21 protein-coding genes are annotated in these 19,439 nt (G+C 67.5%); 13 read left to right on the top strand and 8 right to left on the bottom strand.

The window, feature by feature from the left end; translation table 11 throughout:
- The first annotated feature begins 2 nt into the window (after positions 1 to 2).
- The 6 genes from folK (at position 3) to pgi (ending at position 4,717) form a co-directional block, all read left to right on the top strand.
- Entirely contained in the window at positions 3 to 488 is a 486-nt protein-coding gene (gene folK, locus JLDANKMP_RS00180; protein ID WP_005409057.1) for a 2-amino-4-hydroxy-6-hydroxymethyldihydropteridine diphosphokinase, read from the top strand.
- 34 nt (positions 489 to 522) lie between these two features.
- Positions 523 to 1,338 (top strand): 3-methyl-2-oxobutanoate hydroxymethyltransferase, encoded by an 816-nt coding sequence (gene panB, locus JLDANKMP_RS00175; protein WP_005409058.1) that lies wholly within the window; start codon positions 523 to 525, stop codon positions 1,336 to 1,338.
- A complete protein-coding gene (panC, locus tag JLDANKMP_RS00170) occupies positions 1,335 to 2,174 on the top strand; it encodes a pantoate--beta-alanine ligase (protein ID WP_012479762.1) in 840 nt (279 codons plus the stop codon). The genes panB and panC overlap by 4 nt, the downstream gene beginning before the upstream one ends.
- Before the next feature lie 66 nt (positions 2,175 to 2,240).
- A complete protein-coding gene (locus tag JLDANKMP_RS00165) occupies positions 2,241 to 2,738 on the top strand; it encodes a hypothetical protein (protein WP_212560650.1) in 498 nt (165 codons plus the stop codon).
- A gap of 87 nt (positions 2,739 to 2,825) precedes the next feature.
- Entirely contained in the window at positions 2,826 to 3,206 is a 381-nt protein-coding gene (gene panD, locus JLDANKMP_RS00160) for an aspartate 1-decarboxylase (RefSeq protein WP_005409061.1), read from the top strand.
- Positions 3,203 to 4,717, top strand: coding sequence for a glucose-6-phosphate isomerase (gene pgi / locus JLDANKMP_RS00155; protein WP_212560306.1), 1,515 nt, complete (start codon positions 3,203 to 3,205; stop codon positions 4,715 to 4,717). The genes panD and pgi overlap by 4 nt, the downstream gene beginning before the upstream one ends.
- Positions 4,718 to 4,855: 138 nt before the next feature.
- On the opposite strand, the gene JLDANKMP_RS00150 is transcribed toward pgi, so the two are convergent.
- Together JLDANKMP_RS00150 and JLDANKMP_RS00145 are read right to left on the bottom strand one after the other, a co-directional pair.
- Positions 4,856 to 5,419 (bottom strand): response regulator transcription factor, encoded by a 564-nt coding sequence (locus JLDANKMP_RS00150; protein WP_005409063.1) that lies wholly within the window; start codon positions 5,417 to 5,419, stop codon positions 4,856 to 4,858.
- The gene (locus tag JLDANKMP_RS00145) at positions 5,416 to 6,642 is read right to left on the bottom strand and encodes an ATP-binding protein (protein WP_060380643.1); all 1,227 of its coding nucleotides are present in this window, start codon (positions 6,640 to 6,642) and stop codon (positions 5,416 to 5,418) included. The genes JLDANKMP_RS00150 and JLDANKMP_RS00145 overlap by 4 nt, the downstream gene beginning before the upstream one ends.
- 114 nt (positions 6,643 to 6,756) lie before the next feature.
- Between JLDANKMP_RS00145 and ispG the strand changes: the two genes are divergently transcribed.
- The 3 genes from ispG (at position 6,757) to JLDANKMP_RS00130 (ending at position 9,600) form a co-directional block, all read left to right on the top strand.
- The gene (gene ispG / locus JLDANKMP_RS00140) at positions 6,757 to 8,022 is read left to right on the top strand and encodes a flavodoxin-dependent (E)-4-hydroxy-3-methylbut-2-enyl-diphosphate synthase (RefSeq protein ID WP_005409065.1); all 1,266 of its coding nucleotides are present in this window, start codon (positions 6,757 to 6,759) and stop codon (positions 8,020 to 8,022) included.
- Positions 8,003 to 8,752 (top strand): phosphatase PAP2 family protein, encoded by a 750-nt coding sequence (locus JLDANKMP_RS00135; RefSeq protein ID WP_212560305.1) that lies wholly within the window; start codon positions 8,003 to 8,005, stop codon positions 8,750 to 8,752. Before ispG ends, JLDANKMP_RS00135 begins: the two co-directional genes overlap by 20 nt.
- A 200-nt stretch (positions 8,753 to 8,952) precedes the next feature.
- Positions 8,953 to 9,600: a response regulator gene (locus JLDANKMP_RS00130; protein WP_005409067.1), complete on the top strand. Its 648-nt coding sequence runs from the start codon at positions 8,953 to 8,955 to the stop codon at positions 9,598 to 9,600.
- Positions 9,601 to 9,930: 330 nt separating this feature from the next.
- Here JLDANKMP_RS00130 and eda read toward each other — a convergent pair whose 3' ends face one another.
- From eda to zwf, 5 genes are all read right to left on the bottom strand, one after another.
- A complete protein-coding gene (eda, locus tag JLDANKMP_RS00125; RefSeq protein WP_049447612.1) occupies positions 9,931 to 10,590 on the bottom strand; it encodes a bifunctional 4-hydroxy-2-oxoglutarate aldolase/2-dehydro-3-deoxy-phosphogluconate aldolase in 660 nt (219 codons plus the stop codon).
- A 232-nt stretch (positions 10,591 to 10,822) separates the two neighbouring features.
- Positions 10,823 to 12,739 (bottom strand): phosphogluconate dehydratase, encoded by a 1,917-nt coding sequence (gene edd / locus JLDANKMP_RS00120; protein WP_212560304.1) that lies wholly within the window; start codon positions 12,737 to 12,739, stop codon positions 10,823 to 10,825.
- Between the two features lie 58 nt (positions 12,740 to 12,797).
- Positions 12,798 to 13,520 carry a 6-phosphogluconolactonase gene (gene pgl / locus JLDANKMP_RS00115; protein ID WP_005412970.1) on the bottom strand — a complete coding sequence of 241 codons (723 nt, stop codon included), beginning with the start codon at positions 13,518 to 13,520 and terminating at the stop codon, positions 12,798 to 12,800.
- On the bottom strand, positions 13,517 to 14,524 hold the full coding sequence (glk, locus tag JLDANKMP_RS00110; RefSeq protein ID WP_212560303.1) for a glucokinase: 1,008 nt from the start codon (positions 14,522 to 14,524) through the stop codon (positions 13,517 to 13,519). The genes pgl and glk overlap by 4 nt, the downstream gene beginning before the upstream one ends.
- Complete coding sequence (zwf, locus tag JLDANKMP_RS00105; RefSeq protein ID WP_212560302.1) at positions 14,521 to 15,957, bottom strand: glucose-6-phosphate dehydrogenase; 1,437 nt, start codon at positions 15,955 to 15,957, stop codon at positions 14,521 to 14,523. Before zwf ends, glk begins: the two co-directional genes overlap by 4 nt.
- A gap of 352 nt (positions 15,958 to 16,309) precedes the next feature.
- On the opposite strand from zwf, the gene ugpC reads away from it, so the two are divergent.
- Positions 16,310 to 17,392, top strand: coding sequence for a sn-glycerol-3-phosphate ABC transporter ATP-binding protein UgpC (gene ugpC / locus JLDANKMP_RS00100; RefSeq protein ID WP_212560301.1), 1,083 nt, complete (start codon positions 16,310 to 16,312; stop codon positions 17,390 to 17,392).
- 127 nt (positions 17,393 to 17,519) lie between these two features.
- On the opposite strand, the gene JLDANKMP_RS00095 is transcribed toward ugpC, so the two are convergent.
- Positions 17,520 to 18,395 (bottom strand): folate-binding protein YgfZ, encoded by an 876-nt coding sequence (locus JLDANKMP_RS00095; RefSeq protein WP_005409074.1) that lies wholly within the window; start codon positions 18,393 to 18,395, stop codon positions 17,520 to 17,522.
- A 39-nt stretch (positions 18,396 to 18,434) separates the two neighbouring features.
- Between JLDANKMP_RS00095 and JLDANKMP_RS22390 the strand changes: the two genes are divergently transcribed.
- Genes JLDANKMP_RS22390 through sdhD form a run of 3 tightly spaced genes read left to right on the top strand, consistent with a single transcriptional unit; the run spans position 18,435 to position 19,437 of the window.
- Positions 18,435 to 18,605 carry a DUF1674 domain-containing protein gene (locus JLDANKMP_RS22390; protein ID WP_005409075.1) on the top strand — a complete coding sequence of 57 codons (171 nt, stop codon included), beginning with the start codon at positions 18,435 to 18,437 and terminating at the stop codon, positions 18,603 to 18,605.
- Positions 18,606 to 18,661: 56 nt separating this feature from the next.
- Positions 18,662 to 19,054: a succinate dehydrogenase, cytochrome b556 subunit gene (gene sdhC / locus JLDANKMP_RS00085; protein ID WP_005409076.1), complete on the top strand. Its 393-nt coding sequence runs from the start codon at positions 18,662 to 18,664 to the stop codon at positions 19,052 to 19,054.
- Entirely contained in the window at positions 19,051 to 19,437 is a 387-nt protein-coding gene (sdhD, locus tag JLDANKMP_RS00080; RefSeq protein WP_005409077.1) for a succinate dehydrogenase, hydrophobic membrane anchor protein, read from the top strand. The genes sdhC and sdhD overlap by 4 nt, the downstream gene beginning before the upstream one ends.
- Positions 19,438 to 19,439: the final 2 nt, after the last annotated feature.

Here is a 19,439-nt window from a genome sequence, read left to right as displayed (position 1 = left end):
CAATGATGCCAGCGTGGATCGGCCTCGGCGCCAACCTCGGCGATGCGGCCACGACTGTCGGCGCGGCGATCACTGCGCTGGACGGCCTGCCCGGGACCCGCGTGCTGCAGGCCTCGCGCCTGTACGCAACGCCGGCCTGGGGCAATGAAGACCAGCCACCGTTCGTCAACGCGGTGGCCGCGGTCGAAACGTCACTGGCAGCCGATGAACTGCTGCAGGCGATGCTGGCGCTGGAGCAGCGCTTTGGTCGCGTGCGCGATCCGGCGGTGCACTGGGGGCCGCGCGCGCTGGACCTGGACCTGCTGCTGTATGGCGCGCAGGTGCTCGACCAGCCCGGCCTGCAGGTGCCGCACCCCTACATGCACGAGCGTGCCTTCGTGCTGGTGCCGCTGGCCGAAATCGCGCCGGATCTGGCCATCCCCGGGCATGGCCGCGTGCGGGATGCAGTGATGCGGGTGGATGCCTGCGGGATCGCGCCGATAGGGTGATAATGCCCGGGTTATCTCCCCCGGTTATCAGCACATGAGCACCCACGCAGACAGCAAGCCCTGGACCGTTCCCGCCCTGGCCGAGGCCAAGCGCAATGGCCAGAAGCTGGTCATGTTGACCGCCTACGACGCTGGCTTCGCCCGCACTTTCGACGCAAATGGCGTTGACCTGATCCTGATTGGCGATTCGCTGGGCATGGTCGTGCAGGGCCATGATTCGACCCTGCCGGTGACCGTGGCCGACATGGTCTACCACACCCGCGCCGTGGCCCGTGTGCTGCAGCGCGCGCTGCTGGTGGCCGACCTGCCGTTCGGTGCCGATGCCACTCCGGAGCGCGCGCTGGATGCTTCGCTGCAGCTGCTGCAGGCCGGTGCCGAGATGGTCAAGATCGAAGGTGCCGGCTTCAAGGTCGACATCATCCGCTACCTGGTTGAGCGTGAGATTCCGGTCTGTGCGCATCTGGGCCTGACCCCGCAGTCGGTGCTGCGCCTGGGCGGCTTCAAGATCCAGGGCCGCGGCGATGCCGCGCGCCAGCTGGTGGAAGATGCCAGGGCCGTGGCCGCTGCCGGCGCCAGCATCATGGTGCTTGAGTGCGTGCCGACCCCGGTTGCCGCCGAGGTGACCGCTGCGGTGGAGGTGCCCACCATCGGCATCGGTGCCGGCCCGCAGTGCGATGGCCAAGTGCTGGTGCTGCACGATTTCCTCGGCCTGGACAGTGGCCATCGCCGTCCCAAGTTCGTCAAGGATTTCCTTGCCGAAGGCGGTTCGGTGGCCGGTGCCACCCGCGCCTACGCCGACGCCGTGCGCGACGGCAGCTTCCCCGACGAACAGCACGCTTACGCCTCATGATCCAGACCTTCAACGAGCTCGGCGCATTGCGCGAGCAGATCGCCCAGTGGAAGCGCGAGGGCCTGCGCGTGGCGCTGGTGCCCACCATGGGCAACCTTCACGGTGGCCATCATTCGCTGGTGACCCTGGCCCGCCAGTACGCCGACAAGGTGGTGGCAAGCATCTTCGTCAACCCGACCCAGTTCGGGCCGAACGAGGATTTCAGCCGCTATCCGCGTACGCCCGAGGCCGATGTGGCCGGGCTGGAGCAGGTCGGCTGCGATGCGGTGTGGCTGCCCAGCGTCGAGGCCATGTACCCGCTGGGCGTGGACAAGACCACGCAGATGCACGCGCCCGGCGTGAGCGAGGTGCTGGAAGGTGCCAGCCGCCCGGGCCACTTCGATGGCGTCTGCACGGTGGTGGCGCGCCTGTTCCTGCAGGTGCAGCCGGACGTGGCCGTGTTCGGCCGCAAGGACTACCAGCAGCTGGCGGTGATCCGGCAGATGGTGGCTGAGCTGTCGTTCCCGATCCAGATCGTCGGCGCGGACATCGTGCGCGACGAGGATGGTCTGGCCAAGAGTTCGCGCAACCAGTACCTGAGCGCCGAACAGCGCCCGGTCGCGACCACCATCCACCGCACCCTGCTGGGCATGCGCGAAGGCTACGTGGCCGGGCAGGCGCGTGATCGCATCGAGGCCGACGCCACGGCGGCATTGCAGGCGGCCGGTTTCCAGGTCGACTATGCGGTGCTGCGCACCCCGGAACTGGCCGAGCCGACGTTCGATGGCGGTGGCCGCGTAGCGCTGATCGCCGCGCGCCTGGGCTCCACCCGCCTGATCGACAACCTGGAGTTCTGAGCCGCATGCGGCCCGGGGGCGCCCACAATGGGCGCCTCGCACCTTCCCATGGACGGGAGAACGGCAATGAAGACACCCTCCACTGACGCTGGTCGGCTTGCGCAGGCGTTGATCCTGGCCGTGCTGGCTGCCGGCATGCTGCCGGCGCAGCTGTTTGGCGGCCTGTTGTTCGCGCTCGAATTCAGGCGCACGCCGATGCCCGCGCTCACCGGCGGTGGACTGATGTTCGGGCTGGGCGTCTGCAGCGCCATCGCGGTGTTCCTGCCGATGGCGCTGCTCCCGCGATCTCGGCGGCCCCTGCGCCGGGCCCGCTTCGTACTTGCAGGGTCTGCTCTGGGCGCGCTGGCCATGGCCATCCATGAGTGGCCGGGCGCGATCCATGGGCCGCTGCTGCAGCGCCTGCGCTATGTCGATACATTCGATGTGATCAGCTATGGGCTGACGGTGTTGGCTGCAGGGGGCCTGGGCCTGGCCTCCGGGCTGGTCTTCCATACGGTGTTCAGGCTGTTACTGCAGGGCGGTGCCATCCATGCCACGGCGCCGCCGCCGGGCACGGGCACCTGAACGGCCTTCAGCGTCCTGCCGCAGGCCCCTGACGACGGCCAAGCGGGTGCTAGAATCCGCTCTTTCCTTTGCCGTTGCAGCGCCCCCATGCACCTGTCCCTGCTCAAGACCAAGATCCACCGCGCCACCGTCACCCATTCCGAGCTGAACTACGAAGGCTCGATCGCCATCGATGACAACCTGCTGGCTGCCACCGGCATCCGCGAGTTCGAGCAGGTGCACATCTGGGACGTGACCAACGGTGCGCGCTTCTCGACCTATGCCATCCGCGCCGAAGCCGGCAGCGGCGTTGTCTCGCTCAACGGTGGCGCCGCGCGCCACGTGCAGGTCGGTGACATCATCATCATTGCCGCGTTCGCCAGCATGACCGAGCAGGAAGCCGACAGCTTCAAGCCGAAGCTGGTGTACGTTGATGGCAAGAACCAGATCACCCACACCAACGACACGATCCCGACCCAGGCCGCATGACAACGAACAACGGATTCGACTCGCTGCATTCCCACGCCCAGCGCCTGAAGGGCGCAAGCATCCCCGGCCTGCTCGCCGCCGAACCCGGCCGCGTGCAGGACCTGGCGCTGCGGGTCGGTCCGTTGTACGTCAACTTCGCCCGGCAGAAATACGATGCCGCGGCGTTGCAGGCATTGCTGGCGCTGGCTGCCGACCGTGATGTCGGTGGTGCCATCACCCGCCTGTTCCGTGGCGAGCAGGTCAACCTGACCGAAGGTCGCGCCGCGCTGCACACCGCACTGCGCGGCGACGTGGTCGATGCGCCGGTGGCGGCCGAGGCCTATGCCACCGCGCGCGAAATCCGCCAGCGCATGGGCGTGCTGGTGCGCGCGCTGGAAGACAGTGGCGTCACCGACGTGGTCAGCGTCGGCATCGGTGGTTCCGACCTTGGCCCGCGCCTGGTTGCCGACGCACTGCGTCCGGTCAGCGGTGCGCGCCTGCGCGTGCATTTCGTATCGAACGTGGACGGCGCGGCCATGCAGCGTACGCTGGCCACGCTGGATCCGGCCAAGACCGCCGGCATCCTGATCTCCAAGACCTTCGGCACCCAGGAAACCCTGCTCAACGGCCAGATCCTGCACGACTGGCTGGGGGGCAGCGACCGCCTGTACGCGGTCAGTGCCAATCCGGAACGTGCCGCCAAGGCCTTTGCCATCGCCGCCGATCGTGTGCTGCCGATGTGGGATTGGGTCGGCGGCCGCTATTCGCTGTGGTCTGCGGTCGGTTTCCCGATCGCGCTGGCGATCGGCTTCGAGCGCTTTGAACAGCTGCTGGAAGGTGCTGCGCAGATGGATGCGCATGCGCTGGATGCACCGCTGGAGCGCAACCTGCCGGTGCTGCACGGGCTGACCGACATCTGGAACCGCAACCTGCTGGGCCATGCCACGCATGCGGTGATGACCTACGACCAGCGCCTGGCGCTGTTGCCGGCCTACCTGCAGCAGCTGGTGATGGAAAGCCTGGGCAAGCGTGTGCAGCGTGATGGCCAGCCGGTCACCACCGATACCGTGCCGGTGTGGTGGGGAGGCGCGGGCACCGATGTGCAGCACAGCTTCTTCCAGGCACTGCACCAGGGCACCAGCATCGTTCCGGCCGACTTCATCGGCTGCGTGCACAACGACGATCCCTACACGATCAATCATCAGGCCCTGCTGGCCAATCTGCTGGCGCAGACCGAAGCACTGGCCAATGGCCAGGGCAGCGACGACCCGCACCGTGATTACCCGGGCGGCCGCCCGAGCACGCTGATCCTGCTCGACGCGCTGACCCCGCAGGCGCTGGGTGCGCTGATCGCCATGTACGAACACGCCGTGTACGTGCAGTCGGTGATCTGGAACATCAACGCCTTCGACCAGTTCGGTGTCGAACTGGGCAAGCGGCTGGCCAGCGGCCTGCTGCCGGCGCTGCAGGGCGAGGATGTGGCCGTTGCCGACCCGATGACCCGCGAGATCCTTGCGCAGCTGAAGCGCTGAGGCTCTGGTGGTGCCGGCCGCTGGCCGGCAACCTCATGAACGATTGAAGCATCACCTGGATGCCGGCCAGCGGCCGGCACTACCGGAGCGGATGGGTTGCCGGCCAGCGGCCGGCACTACCATGAAGGGCGTGGTGCCTCAGCGGCTCGGGTCGCGTTCCGGGCTGGGCCGCTTGGCCAGCTTGCGCTGCAGCGAGCGCCGGTGCATGCCGAGCAGGCGCGCGGCTGCCGACACATTGCCGCCGGTCTCGTGCATCGCCTGCTGGATGTGCTCCCACTGCAGGCGGCTGATCGGTGTCATCGCGTCGGGCACTTCCATTTCGCCATCGTCGGCCGGGCCGTCATCCTCCTCGCCCAAAGCGCGAAGGATCATCGGTACCGTGGCTGGCTTGGGCAGGTAATCGTCCGCACCGAGCTTGATCGCTTCCACCGCGGTGGCGATGCTGGCGTAGCCGGTCACCAGCAGGATGCGCATGTCCGCGCGCAGCGCACGCAGCGGCTGGATCAGCGCCAGGCCGGAATCGCTGCCCAGCTTCAGGTCGATCAGGGCGAACGCGGGTGGGTGCTGGCGGGCCAGTGCCAGCGCGCTGGCGGCATCCTGCGCGGTCTGCGTTTCAAGTCCCTTGCGGGCCAGGCTGCGCTGCAGGGTGCGCAGGTACAGTTCGTCGTCGTCGACCAGCAGGCCGAGGGTTGAGGCGCTCATGGGGTTTCCTCGCGTGGGGCCAGCGGCAGGCGGAAGCCGACGCGGCTGCCGGCCCCCTGGGCCGGGCGCATCCACATCTCGCCGTCGAGGCGTTCGATCGTGGCATGGGACAGGGCCAGGCCGACCCCCATGCCTTCACTCTTGCTGCTGCCGAACAGCTTGCCCGGCAGCACCGCGGCGCGCGCGTTGAAGCCGTGGCCGTAGTCGCGTACTTCGCCGATCAGATCGTCGCCTTCGATGCGCAGGTCCAGGTCCACGCGCGGCCGGCCGGCCTGTTCGCCGGCATCGGCGGCATTGTTGAGCAGGACCATCAGCAGGTGGCCCACGCCCGGGTCGAGCGGCAGCCGCAGCGGCGCATCGTCGTTGCGGTGCAGGTCGATGGTCGGTCGCACCAGGCGCCATTGCTCCAGCACCTGCTGCGCGCTGGAATGGCTGCGTCCGGGCGCATCGGCCGAGGCCGGTGCGGCCAGCGCCAGCACGCGCTCACGGCACTGCACCAGCAGCTCGCGCAGGGTTTCCATGTCCTCGCGCACTTCCGGCTCTTCACTGCGTTCGGCCACGTCGTCGGCGAGCAGGGTCATGGTTGCCAGCGGCGTGTTCAGTTCATGCGCCACCGAGGCGGCATGGGTGGCCAGGGCGACGATGCCCTCGTTGCGGGCGAAGCGTTCGCGCAGCGCCGACAGTTCCAGTTCGCGCTGGCGCAGCGCCAGCGCCAGGCGGGTGGAGAAGGCCAGTACGACCGCCGCGGAAATCAGGAAATTGGCGACCACGCCCCAGCGGTTGAGGTCCTGCGCGCGGAAATAGCCGTCCGGCAGCGACTGGCCGAAGATGCCGCTGGCGGCGTAGCCGAGCAGGCAGGCCAGCGCGACCGCCAGCGCCCAGCGCAGGGGCAGGGCGAACGCGGCCAGTGCGATCAGGATCAGGAACAGCGAGCTGAACGGATTGGCCATGCCACCGCTCCAGCCGACCATCCAGGTCAGGATGATCACGTCCACCAGGATGTGGCCGAATGCAGTCAGCGGTGCGGTGTCGGCCGCTTCCGGGCGCAGCTGGGTATAGATGTTGAACAGGGTCAGCACCGCCACGCCGGCCCACAGCGGCAGCTGCGGCAACGGCAGCCCCAGCACCCAGGTGGCGACCAGGATGGTGGCGGCCTGGCCGCCTACTGCAAGCCAGCGCAGGCTGCACAGGGTTCGGAGAAACGGGGCGTCGGGACCGGTCATTCACGCTCATCGTATGCGTTCGCGCGTGACCGTGCCTGCGACAATCGGCCGCAGCCGTGCCGCCGGCTGAATGCGAGTCACCCCGAATGCAGGGCCGGGCGGTAGAATGCGCCCATGCACGACGCCGTCACCCGCCCGACTCCGCCTTCCGATGCCACTGCCTGGCCGCGCCGCCAGACCCATGCCGTCCAGATCGGCGGAGTCACCGTGGGCGGAGGCAAGCCGGTGGTGGTGCAGTCGATGACCAACACCGACACCTCCGACGTCGCCTCCAGCGTGAAGCAGGTGGCCGAGTTGTGGCGTGCCGGTTCGGAGATGGTGCGGCTGACCGTCAATACCGTGGAAGCCGCTGCGGCGATCCCGCGCATTGTCGACAAGCTGGCGATGATGGGCATCGACGTGCCGCTGATCGGCGATTTCCACTACAACGGACACCAGCTGTTGACCGCCGAACCGGCATGTGCCGAAGCACTGGCCAAGTACCGCATCAACCCGGGCAACGTCGGCTTCGGCAAGAAGAAGGATCTGCAGTTCGCCCAGCTGATCGAATTCGCCATCCGTTACAACAAGCCGGTGCGCATCGGCGCCAACTGGGGATCGCTGGACCAGGCCCTGGCGGCGAAGCTGATGGACGAGAACAACCTGCGCGAACAGCCCTGGGACGCCGGCCGCGTGCTGCGCGAGGCGCTGATCCGCTCGGCGCTGGATTCGGCCGAGCAGGCGGTGGAGCTGGGCCTGCCGCGCGATCGCATCGTGCTGTCGGCCAAGGTCAGTGGCGTGCAGGAGCTGATCGCGGTGTACCGCGACCTGGCGCAGCGCTCCGACTTCGCCCTGCACCTGGGCCTGACCGAGGCCGGTATCGGCAGCAAGGGCATCGTGGCATCGTCCGCGGCGCTGGGCGTGCTGCTGCAGGAAGGCATCGGTGACACCATCCGCATCTCGCTGACCCCGGAGCCGGGCCAGTCGCGCACGCAGGAAGTGATCGTCGCCCAGGAACTGCTGCAGACCACCGGCCAGCGTGCCTTCACGCCACTGGTCACGGCCTGCCCGGGCTGCGGCCGTACCACCTCAGAGTTCTTCCAGGAGCTGGCCAAGGTGGTGCAGAACCACGTGCGCGAGAAGATGCCGCTGTGGAAGATCCACCACCCGGGGGCGGAGAACATGACCCTGGCGGTGATGGGCTGCATCGTCAACGGGCCGGGCGAATCGCGTCACGCCAACATCGGCATCTCGCTGCCGGGCACGGGTGAGACGCCTGCGGCGCCGGTGTTCGTCGATGGTGAGAAGAAGGTGACCCTGCGTGGCGACAACATCGCCCAGGAGTTCGTCGCCCTGATCGACGATTACGTCGAACACACGTATGTCCGAAGCGCCGGATAAGCCTGCGATCCTCGCCGCACCGGAGTCAGCCTCCGGCTTCCGCCACTGGATGGCGCGCAACGCCTGGCGCCTGGTCCTGTTGTTCGGTGGCGTGCTGCTGCCGTTGGCAGGCTTTGTTGCCCTGGCGGACGAAGTGCACGAGTTTGAATCGTTCCATTTCGACGCGCCCCTGCTGTGGCAGATGCATGGCCTGCATTCGCCGTGGCTGGACCGCTTCTTCGTGCTCATCTCGAAACTGGGCTACGAGTGGTTCCTGATCCCGGCCGACGTGCTGATCATTGGCGTGCTGCTGGGCTACCGGCGCTGGCGCGAGGCGACCTTCGTCGCGGTCAGCTTCGTAGGGTCGGCGCTGCTGAACATGGGCAGCAAGCAGTTCTTCCAGCGGCAGCGCCCCAGCCTGTGGGAATCGATCGCGCCGGAATCGACGTTCAGCTTCCCCAGCGGGCATGCGATGGGTTCGATGACCCTTGCCGTGACCTTGGTACTGCTCGCCTGGAACACCCGTTGGCGCTGGCCGGTACTGATGCTGGCACCCGCGTTCAGCCTGCTGGTAAGCGTGTCGCGGGTCTATCTGGGGGTGCATTACCCCTCCGACATCCTGGCCGGATGGTGTGCCGCGCTGGTTTGGGTGATAGGGTGCTATCTGGTCATGTTCAGTCGCCGGCACCCTTGGCGACGTCACGGCCCGCCGCCAGCGAAGGCCAGCGAAGCACCAACACAGGGGGTTTGACGTGGATGGCCCTTGAGGGACGTCTACGTGATAGATCAGTTGTTTCGTTGCAGCAGGTTCTGCAAGACAGGGGGCAAGCACAACGCGCGGTACTGTGATGCGCAAGGCAGATCGCCGATGCCGCATTCCGGACGCGCTTGCAGGGTATCGGCACCCTGCCTAGCTTGACCTGCAATGGCCGCATTCGAAGAGGTACATGAATGACGATTCGAGTCTACCTGGTGGATGACCACGCGCTGGTCCGCACTGGTATGAAGATGATTCTGTCGGGGGAAACCGACATCGAGGTGGTGGGCGAAGCCGAGACCGGCGAAGACGCGCTGCGTGAAGTCCGCCAGCTGCTGCCGGATGTGGTGCTGTGCGACCTGCACCTGCCGGGCGTGAGCGGCATGGAAGTGACCGAGCGCATCGTCCGCAGCCACCGCAATACCCGCGTGGTGATCGTGTCGGTACTGGAAGACGGCCCGCTGCCCAAGCGCCTGCTCGAAGCCGGTGCGGCCGGTTACATCGGCAAGGGCTGCGATGCGCAGGAACTGCTGCGCGCGGTGCGTGATGTGGCGGCCGGTCGTCGCTACCTGGGCACCAGCATCGCGCAGAATCTGGCGCTGTCGACAGTGGAAGGCAATGGTTCGCCGTTCGACAACCTGTCGCCGCGCGAGCTTGAGGTGGCGCTGTTGTTGACCCAGGGCCTGCGCCAGGAAGACATCGCGCGGCGCCTGAGCCTGAGTGCGAAGACGGTGAACACGCACAAGGCGCGGTTGTTCGAGAAGATGGGGATCCACGACAACATCGCGCTGGCGCGGATGGCCAGCCAGTACGGGTTGGTGGATCCGGCACGGCCGCTGTAAGGGGTTCGGCCAACGGCTGAGCCCCTCGCGGTGTGCGGCAGGATTCGTGGGGTTGGCCCTGCGGAGGGATTGCGCAGGGGACGCCGTGAATCCATCCCTGGAGGCTCGGGCGCGCCATCCATGGCGCTTACGCCCCTGCGCAATCCCTCCGCAGGGCCACGGACAGGTTCCGTGCGCGTCCACCGCGGAATGAAGAAGGAAGAGCAGGAGCGGGTCGCGCGCTTTGCGCGCTCGTCGCCCGAGGTCGGATCCCTTTCCCGGTGGGAAAGGGCTCTGACCCCTGATGATGCCGGAGCCGAGCATGGGCTCGGCTCTGCACCTTTGTCGGGCTCAGTGGCCGCGCACGCGCTGGATGATCTTGGCGGCGTCTGCGGCGCTGGCGCGCACCTTGTCCCATTCGCCGTTGGCGATCCAGTTACCCGGCACCATCCACGAACCGCCGATGCAGACCACGTTCTTCTGCTCGAGGTACTCGGCGGCGGTGTTTTCGGTGATGCCGCCGGTCGGGCACAGCTTCAGGTCCGCCACCGGGCCGGCCAGTCCCTTGATCATTGCCAGGCCACCCACAGCCGTGGCCGGGAACAGCTTGCACACGCGGAAGCCGCGGGCGTAGAGCGACAGCAGCTCGGTCGGGGTGGCCGCACCCGGCACCACCGGCAGCGGTGCAGCGGCCAGTGCATCAGCCAGTGCCGGCGGCGTACCCGGGGTCACCAGGAAGTCCGCACCCGCATCGATCGACTGCTGCATCTGCTCCACGGTCAGCACCGTACCGGCACCCACCACCACGTCCGGCAGCTCGCGCTTGAGCATCGCCAATGCTTCCATCGCCACTGGCGTACGCAGGGTCAGCTCGATCGCCGGCAAGCCACCTTCCAGCAGCGCCGCACTGACCGCCCGCGCCTGGTCCAGCGTATGAATCGTCACCACCGGCAGGATGCCCGCCGCATGCAACAGCTCCGCCGCCTTCACCTGATGTTGTTCGATACCCATAGCTCTGCTTCTGCCTTTTGCTTTCGAATTTGATTTTCAGTGATCACTTCGCGGCGCGAGGGCGCCGGCAGACTGTCCTGAGGCGGCGGGTAGCCCCCACCAGGACCGTGAGCGGCATGGATACCGCGACCGAGCCCCCATGGATGGGTTTACGGCGTGTCCTGGTGGGGGCTACCCGCCGCCTCAACCAGGACACTCACCGCCAACGCATACCCGCAACGCTCTTCAACCCTCAGGCGTCCTTCGCCTCATGCGGCGCCGCCGCCGCTGCGGCATCGTGCCCCAGCTCATATTCCGCGTCGTACTCCCACGGCCCGCCGTCAGCCGCCGCCGGCCCGCACGAAATCGAAATCGCACCCTGATCAGCCGGACCCACCACGCGACGGTTGATCGCGAACAGGTTGCGGCCCAGGTCATGCGCGGCCGGTGCTGTGTTCGGCGCCAGCGGACGTGCCGCCCATTCGGCCGCGTCCACCAGCACTTCCAGCGTGCCGGCCTCGCCATCAAGGCGGATCATGTCGCCCTCGCGGACCTTGGCCAGCGGACCGCCGCGTGCCGCTTCCGGCGTCACGTGGATCGCCGCCGGAATCTTGCCCGAGGCGCCGGACAGGCGACCGTCGGTGACCAGCGCCACGCGCCGGCCCTGGTTCTGCAACAGGCCCAGCAGCGGCGCCAGCGAATGCAGTTCGGGCATGCCGTTGGCACGCGGGCCCTGGTAACGCACCACCGCCACGAAGTCCTGCGGCAGCAGGCCACCGGCGTGCAGCTTGTTCAGCACCTGCGGTGCATCGACCACCACGGCCGGCGCTTCGATCGTGCGGTACTGCGGCTTTACCGCCGACAGCTTGATCAGCGACTTGCCGAGGTTGCCGCGCAGCAGGCGCAGGCCGCCCTGGTGCTCGAACGGATTGTCGACGCCACGCACCACTTCGTCATCGGCGCTGCGTTCCAGGCCCGGCAGATAGACCAGCTGGCCATCGCGCAGCTGCGGTTCGCGTGCGTAGTCGGCCATGCCGCCGCGCGCCACGCTGACCAGATCGCCGTGCATCAGGCCCGCCTTGATCAGCTCGCCGAACACGAACGCCGGGCCGCCAGCGGCCGCAAAGCGGTTCACGTCGGCCTCGCCGTTTGGATAGACGCGGGCCAGCAGCGGAATCAGCTGCGACAGTTCGTCGAAATCGTCCCAGGTCAGCACGATACCGGCGGCACGCGCCACTGCGATCCAGTGGATGGTGTGGTTGGTCGAACCACCGGTGGCCATCAGCGCGATGACCGCATTGATGATCGCGCGCTCGTCGATGATCCGGCCCAGCGGACGGAAGTCGTCGCCCAGTGCGGTGATGTCCAGTGCACGTTCGGTCGCTTCGCGGGTCAGCGCGTCGCGCAGCGGCGTGCCCGGATTGACGAACGACGCGCCCGGCAGCTGCACGCCCATCGCTTCCAGCAGCACCTGGTTGGAATTGGCGGTGCCGTAGAAGGTGCAGGTGCCGGCGCCGTGGTATGAGGCGGACTCGGCTTCCAGCAGCTCTTCGCGGGTGGCTTCGCCGGCGGCATAGCGCTCGCGCACTTCCGCCTTCTGCTTGTTGGGGATGCCCGGGGTCATCGGGCCGGCCGGCACGAACACCGCCGGCAGGTGGCCGAAGGCCAGCGCACCGATCAACAGGCCGGGCACGATCTTGTCGCACACGCCGAGGTAGACGGTGCTGTCGAACATGTCATGGCTGAGCCCGATCGCGGTCGCCTGCGCGATCACATCGCGCGAGAACAGAGACAGTTCCATGCCGCCGCGGCCCTGGGTGACGCCGTCGCACATCGCCGGCACGCCGCCGGCCACCTGTGCCGTAGCACCGAGCTCGCGGGCGATCTCGCGGATCTGCTCGGGATAGGTCTCGAACGGCTGGTGCGCCGAGAGCATGTCGTTGTAGGCGCTGATGATGCCCAGGTTCGGCGTTACGCCGCCGCGCAGGCGGCTCTTGTCGGTGCCGCCACAGGCGGCGAATCCGTGGGCGAGGTTGCCGCAGCTCAGGCGGCTGCGGAACGGGCCTTCGCGCAGGGAGGCGTCGATCGCGGCCAGGTAGGCGGCACGCGAGGCGGCGCTGCGGCGGATGACGCGCTCAGTGATGGCTTGCAGTTGCGGATGGAGGCTCATTGGCTACCGGCGTTCAAGGTGGCGAGAGGCAAGCGGCGGCAGGGCGCCGCCGCCGACATCAATCAGCCCAGTGGACGCGCAGGCGCGCGCCTTCCAGGTTGATCGCGTTGAGGATCGGGTACTGCTGGGCGTCGTTGCTGTCCAACGCCTGGCGCAGCACCTGCAGCTTCTGCTTGCCGCGCAGCAGCAGCAGGCGCTGGCGGCATTGGCGCAGCCCATGCGGGGTCAGCGTGATGCGCAGCGGCCACTGGTTCGCGCCCGGGCAGCCGGTGGCATCCAGCGCCGCGTAGGGCAGGGTGCTTTCCAGTGCGCGGGCCAGGTCCTTCGAGCCGGGGAACAGCGAGGCGGTGTGGCCGTCGTTGCCCATGCCCAGTGCCACCAGGCTCGGCGGCTGGCTGTGCTGGGCCTGCAGGTTGGCGGTGTACACACATTCCGGCAGGGGTTTGCCAATGCGCACCAGCGGATCGAAATGCGCACCCTCGGCGCGCTTGAGCAGGTGCTCGCGCACCAGCCATGCGTTGCTGTCGCGATCCTGCGGCGACAGCCAGCGCTCGTCGGCCAGGCTCACTTCAACCCGGTCCCAGTGCACGTCCAGTTCGGCCAGCGCCTGGTAGACCGGTGCCGGCGTGGTGCCGCCGGACAACAGAATGCGGGCGCGGCCCACTTCATTGATGTCGTGGTTGAGGGTCTGCGCCATCTCGGCGGCTACCGCTTCGATCCAGCCGTCGGCATCGCCATGGTGGATGAACTCGACGCGGTCGTCGTGGAAGGTGGGGCTCATGCGGCAACTCCAGGTGCGTCACGTTCGGCATCGGCGGCATAGGCGGCGGCGCCCAGCAGTCCGGCATGGGGATGCATCACGGCCAGCGACGGCACCCGGGCCATGATCGAAGAGAACCGCCCCTTGTGTTCGAAGCGCTGGCGGAACCCGGAGTGCTGCAGCGAATCGAGCATCTTCGGGGTCAGTCCACCGGTGAGGAACACGCCGTCCCAGGCGCCCTGGGTCAGTACCAGGTCGCCGGCAATGGCGCCGAACACGGCGCAGAACACATCGACGGTGCGCATTGCCTGCGGATCGCCTTGCAGGGCGCGGGCGGTCACGTCCACCGGCTGCAGCTGGCCCGGGTCGATACCGGCCATCTCGCACACCGCGCGATGGATGTTGACCAGGCCGGGGCCACAGATCAGGCGCTCATTGGAGACGCGGCCGAACTGCTCGGACAGGATCTCCAGGATGCGGATCTCCTCCGGCGTTCCCGGCGGGAAGCTGACATGGCCGCCTTCGGTTTCCAGCGGGTAGCAGCGGCCGTGGCGCAGGATCAGGCCACCGACGCCGAGCCCGGTACCGGGCCCGATCACCGCATAGTTGCGTGGCTGGCCCGGCTTGCCCGGGACCCAGGCGGCGCCACCGACCTGGACCACATCTTCGGGCTGCAGCAGCGAGATCGCCATTGCCTGTGCGGCGAAGTCGTTGATCAGGTGCAGCTCGTCGAAACCGAGCATCGCCGCGGTGCGGCTGCGCGAGATCACCCACGGATGATTGGTGATGCGTGCCTCGTCACCGTCTACGCGACCGGCCACCGCGAACACGCCGCGGCTGGCGGCAGCGCCGATCTGCTCAAGGTGATGGCGGGCGGCATCGCCAAGCGACGGGAACTCCGCCACTGCGTACTCGCGGATGCTCTCCTTCAGCAATGGCGCGTCCAGCGAGGTGTCGGCCAGGGCGAAGCGGGCGTTGGTGCCACCGATGTCGGCGACCAGCACCGGCTGCGAGTTGGCACTCATGCCGACGCCTCGCTGTCCGGTGCGTCCACGCCCTGCGGCAGGAACTCCGTTGCGTTGCTCGGGCCCCATTGGCCGGCGGGATAGGGTTCCAGCGGCAGCTTGGCCTCCTTCCAGGCGTCGGCGACGCTGTCGATCCACGCCCACGCGGCACGCACTTCGTCGTCGCGCACGAACAGCGTGTGGTTGCCGTTGAAGGCATCCAGGAACAGGCGTTCGTAGGCGATGCGGCGGTGCAGGCCGGTCGGCACCGACAGTTCCAGTTCCAGCGGATGCAGTTCCAGCGCGCCCCATTCCGGGCCGGCCAGGCTGCTCATCAGGCCCAGTTCGATGTTCTCCTGCGGCTGCAGCTGGAACACCAAGCGGTTAGGTGCGGCCTGCGCGCGCTGCGGGCGCTCGAACAGCCAGTGGGTGACCGGCTTCAGCGTGACCACCACGCGGGTGGTGCGCTCGGGCAGGCGCTTGCCGGTGACCAGGTGGAACGGCACGCCGCTCCAGCGCCAGTTGTCGATGTGCGCGGTGACGCCTGCGAAGGTTTCCACGTCGCTGCCTTCCGGCGGCTGGTAGGCCTGCGCCGGCTGGCCGTTGATGGTGCCGGCGGTGTAGCGGCCGCGGATGCTGTCACGCGCGGCGTGCCTGGCATCGAGTGGACGCAGCGCGCGCAGCACCTTGACCTTCTCGTCGCGGATGCGATCGGCTTCCAGCGAGGCCGGCGGCTCCATCGCCACCATGCACAGCAGCTGCAGGATGTGGCTCTGCACCATGTCGCGCAGCGCGCCGGAGCGCGCGTAGTACGCGTCACGGCCGTCCACGCCCTCGCTCTCGGCCACCAGGATGTGCACTGATTCGATGTAGTTGCGGTTCCATACCGCTTCCAGCAGCGTGTTACCGAAGCGCAGCGCGATCAGGTTCTGCACCGCGGCCTTGCCGAGGTAGTGGTCGAGGCGGAACACGCGGTCCTCGTCGATCCACTGGCCGATGGTGCTGATGATTTCCTCGGCGCTCTCGCTGTCGCTGCCGATCGGCTTCTCCAGCATCAGGCGTGCCGGCGCGGCGAGGGCGCCACCCTTGGCCAGGCCTTCGCAGGTGGAGATGTACAGGCCCGGCGGAATGGCCAGGTAGCTGACGCACTTGCGATGCACCAGATCGGAGACGGCGGCGGCAACCGAGTCGACGTCGCGCAGATCCACCGAACGGTAGTCGATGCGGCGCAGCAGGGCACTGATGTCGTCCTGCGTGGCCATCGGCATGGCCTGCTGCAGGCGCGGCCGCAGGATGTCATGGAAGGCTTCGGTGTCATGCCCGGACAGGGCCAGCGCACGGATGCGGAAGTCCTCCGGCAGCAGGCCGTCGCCAAGCAGGCGAAGCAGCGAAGGGAACAGGTAGCGCTGGGCCAGATCACCTGTGGCACCGAACAGGAAGAGGGTGTCGTGCATCGCTCGAGTTTCAGATCCGGGTGACATCGTTGTCAATCGCTTCATGGCTGGGTTCGGGGGACATCCGCGCAACTGCCTGTCCGAGGTTCGTCGGGGGCGGTCTCCGGGGTACCGGAAGACCGCTCCATTCGAAACCACTGCCTCGGCGGAAGCTTCGTTCAACCGCCGACGCAGATCGGTGCGCACCGATCATCGGATAGTGCCACGTGAAAACGTTTACATGGCAGAATGGGCAACTGTATTCGATTGCAGTGCTCGCCGTCATGCGGCAGGCGCGCAATCATCACTGCCATCGGGAGGGCCGAGGCAGTCCCAAAAGACAGCCCGGCTTCGGGCGGACCGGATAGGTGATATGGCAAAAGTGCAGTTGCAGGGTGTGCGCAAGGTCTATGACAACGGCCAGGTCGCGGTGAAGGACGCCAGCTTCGAGGTCGCCGATGGCGAGCTGATGGTGCTGGTCGGTCCGTCCGGCTGTGGCAAGTCGACCCTGCTGCGGATGGTGGCTGGCCTGGAAGAGATCAGTGGTGGCACGCTGACCATCGGTGATCGCGTGGTCAACGACGTGGCACCGAAGGATCGCGACATCGCCATGGTGTTCCAGAGCTACGCGCTGTACCCGCACATGACCGTGGCCGAGAACCTGGCCTTCGGCCTGAAGCTGCGCGGCCATGACAAGGCGACCATCGACAAGCGCATCGCCGAAGCAGCGCAGACGCTGGGCCTGACCGAGATGATGGACAAGCTGCCCAAGGCGATGTCCGGCGGCCAGCGCCAGCGAGTTGCGCTGGGCCGGGCGCTGGTGCGCGAGCCGGCGGTGTTCCTGCTCGATGAGCCGCTGTCCAATCTGGATGCCAAGCTGCGTCACAGCGTGCGTACCGAAATCGCGCAGCTGCACCGCAAGCTGGGCACCACCATGATCTACGTGACGCACGATCAGGTCGAGGCGATGACCCTGGGCCAGCGCATCGTGGTGCTGAAGGACGGCATCATCCAGCAGATCGATACGCCGATGGCGCTGTACGACCGTCCGGCCAATCTGTTCGTGGCCGGCTTCCTCGGCAGCCCGGCGATGAACGTGCTGCGCGGCACGCTGCAGGGCGATGCCGGCGGCGTGACCGTGGTCGACGGCGACTGGCGTGCACCGCTGGGCCAGGCCACGATCGATCCGGCTTGGCTGCAGAAGCCGATCGCGGTGGGCGTGCGTCCGGAGCACCTGCAGCCGGCCAGCGCCGATGATGCGCATGCGTTCACCGCGCGCATCGAAGGCATCGAGCCGGTCGGCAACGAGATCTTCGTGAATCTGAGCAGTGGCCAGCACGCGCTGACCATGCGCGTGGCGCCGCAGGCGCTGCCGGCGGTGGGCGATCAGATCCGCGTGGCGATCCACCCGCAGGGCCTGCATTTCTTCAGCGCGGAAACCGGCGAGCGCCTGTAACGGGTAGGGCCGGCCGCTGGTCGGCAGCCTCAACCGTGCTTGGTTGCCGGCCAGCGGCCGGCACTACCATTTCAGGCGTGCGGACCAACGGTCCGCACCCACCAGTGCAGATCCCCACCAACCTGCTTCAGCGTGCCAATCCATCCAGCAACGGCACGCGCTGCGCGATGGCATCACCCACCTGCAGGTCAGCATCACCGGCCTCCAGTGGCAGCACCGCCAGTGCCAGGTCGCCGGCCACGCAGGCGATCGTGCCCAGCGCCGCGCCGTCCTGCTGCACGCCATCGCCGGCCTGCGCCGGTGCCGCGGTATGCAGCAGCTGCACCGCGCGCTTGGCCTTGCCGAGGAAGTGGGTGCGGGCGACGATTTCCTGGCCGGGATAGCAGCCCTTCTTCACGCTGTAGCCGTTCAGACGGTCCAGGCCCAGCTGCTGCGGGGTCCACACCTCGCGCTGGCCTTCTTCCAGCCGCGGCAGCCCGTAGCGCAGGTCGGCCTGGCGCCAAGCCAGGGCGAAAGCGGCCTCATCGGTTTCGCTGCCGGCCGCAAAGGCATCGGCGGCGCCGATGCGCAGGGTGCGCGGCAGGGCATCGCTGCCCAGATCCAGTTCCCAGCCATCACCTGCGGCCTGCGCAATCGCGGCGCCGCTGGCGGCCTCGGGCGCAGTGAACGCCCCGGCCGCCGCCAGATCGTCGCGCACCAGCACCTTCACCTTGCGGCGGAACACGAAGCGCTGCAGTTGCGACGCAATCGCATCGGCATCGCCATCCGCCAGCACCAGCATCAGGTGGTCGTCGGCCAACCGCAGCAACTGGAACACCGCCAGGGTGCGGCCCTTGGCGCTCAACCAGGCACTCCACTGCCAGTGCAGCAGGGGCAGGGCGGAGACATCGCTGCTGAACTGGGCGTGGGCAAAGACAGCCGCATCCGGGCCCTGCAGGCTCAGCAGCTGGTGGCCGGGCAGGCGCGGATATCCGACGAAAGCAGGGGGCAGGTTGTCAGGCACGTGAACGAGGTCTAAAATTTGTGCGTTGCGAGACCGAACATGATAGGCCAAACAACCCCCACTCCCGACGACGAATCTGAAGCCCCGCTGGTCCCCGCGGCACCCGTGCCCGTGGAACAGGAAAAAGCAGAAGAATTCGGCGGCCGCGGCGGACTTGATCCGGTGCGGTATGGCGATTGGGAGAAAAACGGACGCTGCATCGATTTCTGATCAGCATTGAGCCAACGCGGCCGCGTGCCGCCCAGCCGAGACAACGAGCCCAGCGAATGGCGACCAGACAACGCCCACTTTCCCCGCACCTTCAGGTGTATCGCTGGCAGATTCAGATGGCCACCTCGATCCTGCATCGAGCCACTGGCGTCTTTCTGTCTGTTGGTGCCCTCATCATCGCTGCCGGCCTGCTGGCCCTGATGATGGGGCCCGAGTCCTGGAACTGCTTCACCGGCCATGCCGGGGCCTGGTATGGCCGCGTGTTCCTGTTCGCGTGGACATGGTCGTTCGCCTATCACCTGTGCAATGGCATCCGCCATGTGGTGCAGGACTTCGCCATCGGCTTCAGCATCCCCGCCTTCATCCGCAGCAGCTGGCTGTCGGTCACCGGCAGCCTGGTGATCACCCTGCTGGTGTGGGCCTATGTGATGTTCGGAGGTGCCGCGTGAGCAAGTTCCGTACCCCGTTGAAGAACGTGCGTGGCCTTGGCTCGGCCAAGACCGGCACCGAGCACTTCGTGCATCAGCGCCTGACTGCCGCCGCGCTGGTGGTGCTGGGTATCTGGTTCCTGGTCTTCGTGCTGGGCCTGCTGGGCTCGGACTACGCGACCGCCGCCGCCGCCGTGGCCAAGCCGTGGAACGCAGTGCCGCTGATCGGCCTGCTGATCGCCATGTTCTGGCACGCGCAGCTCGGCATGCAGGTCGTGCTGGAAGACTACATCCACGAATCGCTGCTGGCCCTGGTGCTGCAGACCGCGGTGAAGTTCGTCGCCGTGCTCGGCATGATCGTCAGTGTGTTTGCGGTGGGCCGCATCGCCCTCGGCGTTGCCTGAGC

Source organism: Stenotrophomonas sp. PE591, assembly GCF_018320795.1.
Lineage (GTDB): Bacteria > Pseudomonadota > Gammaproteobacteria > Xanthomonadales > Xanthomonadaceae > Stenotrophomonas > Stenotrophomonas maltophilia.
The sequence above is the reverse complement of the archived record's forward strand: the minus strand, read 5'-3'. Positions and strand labels throughout refer to the sequence as shown.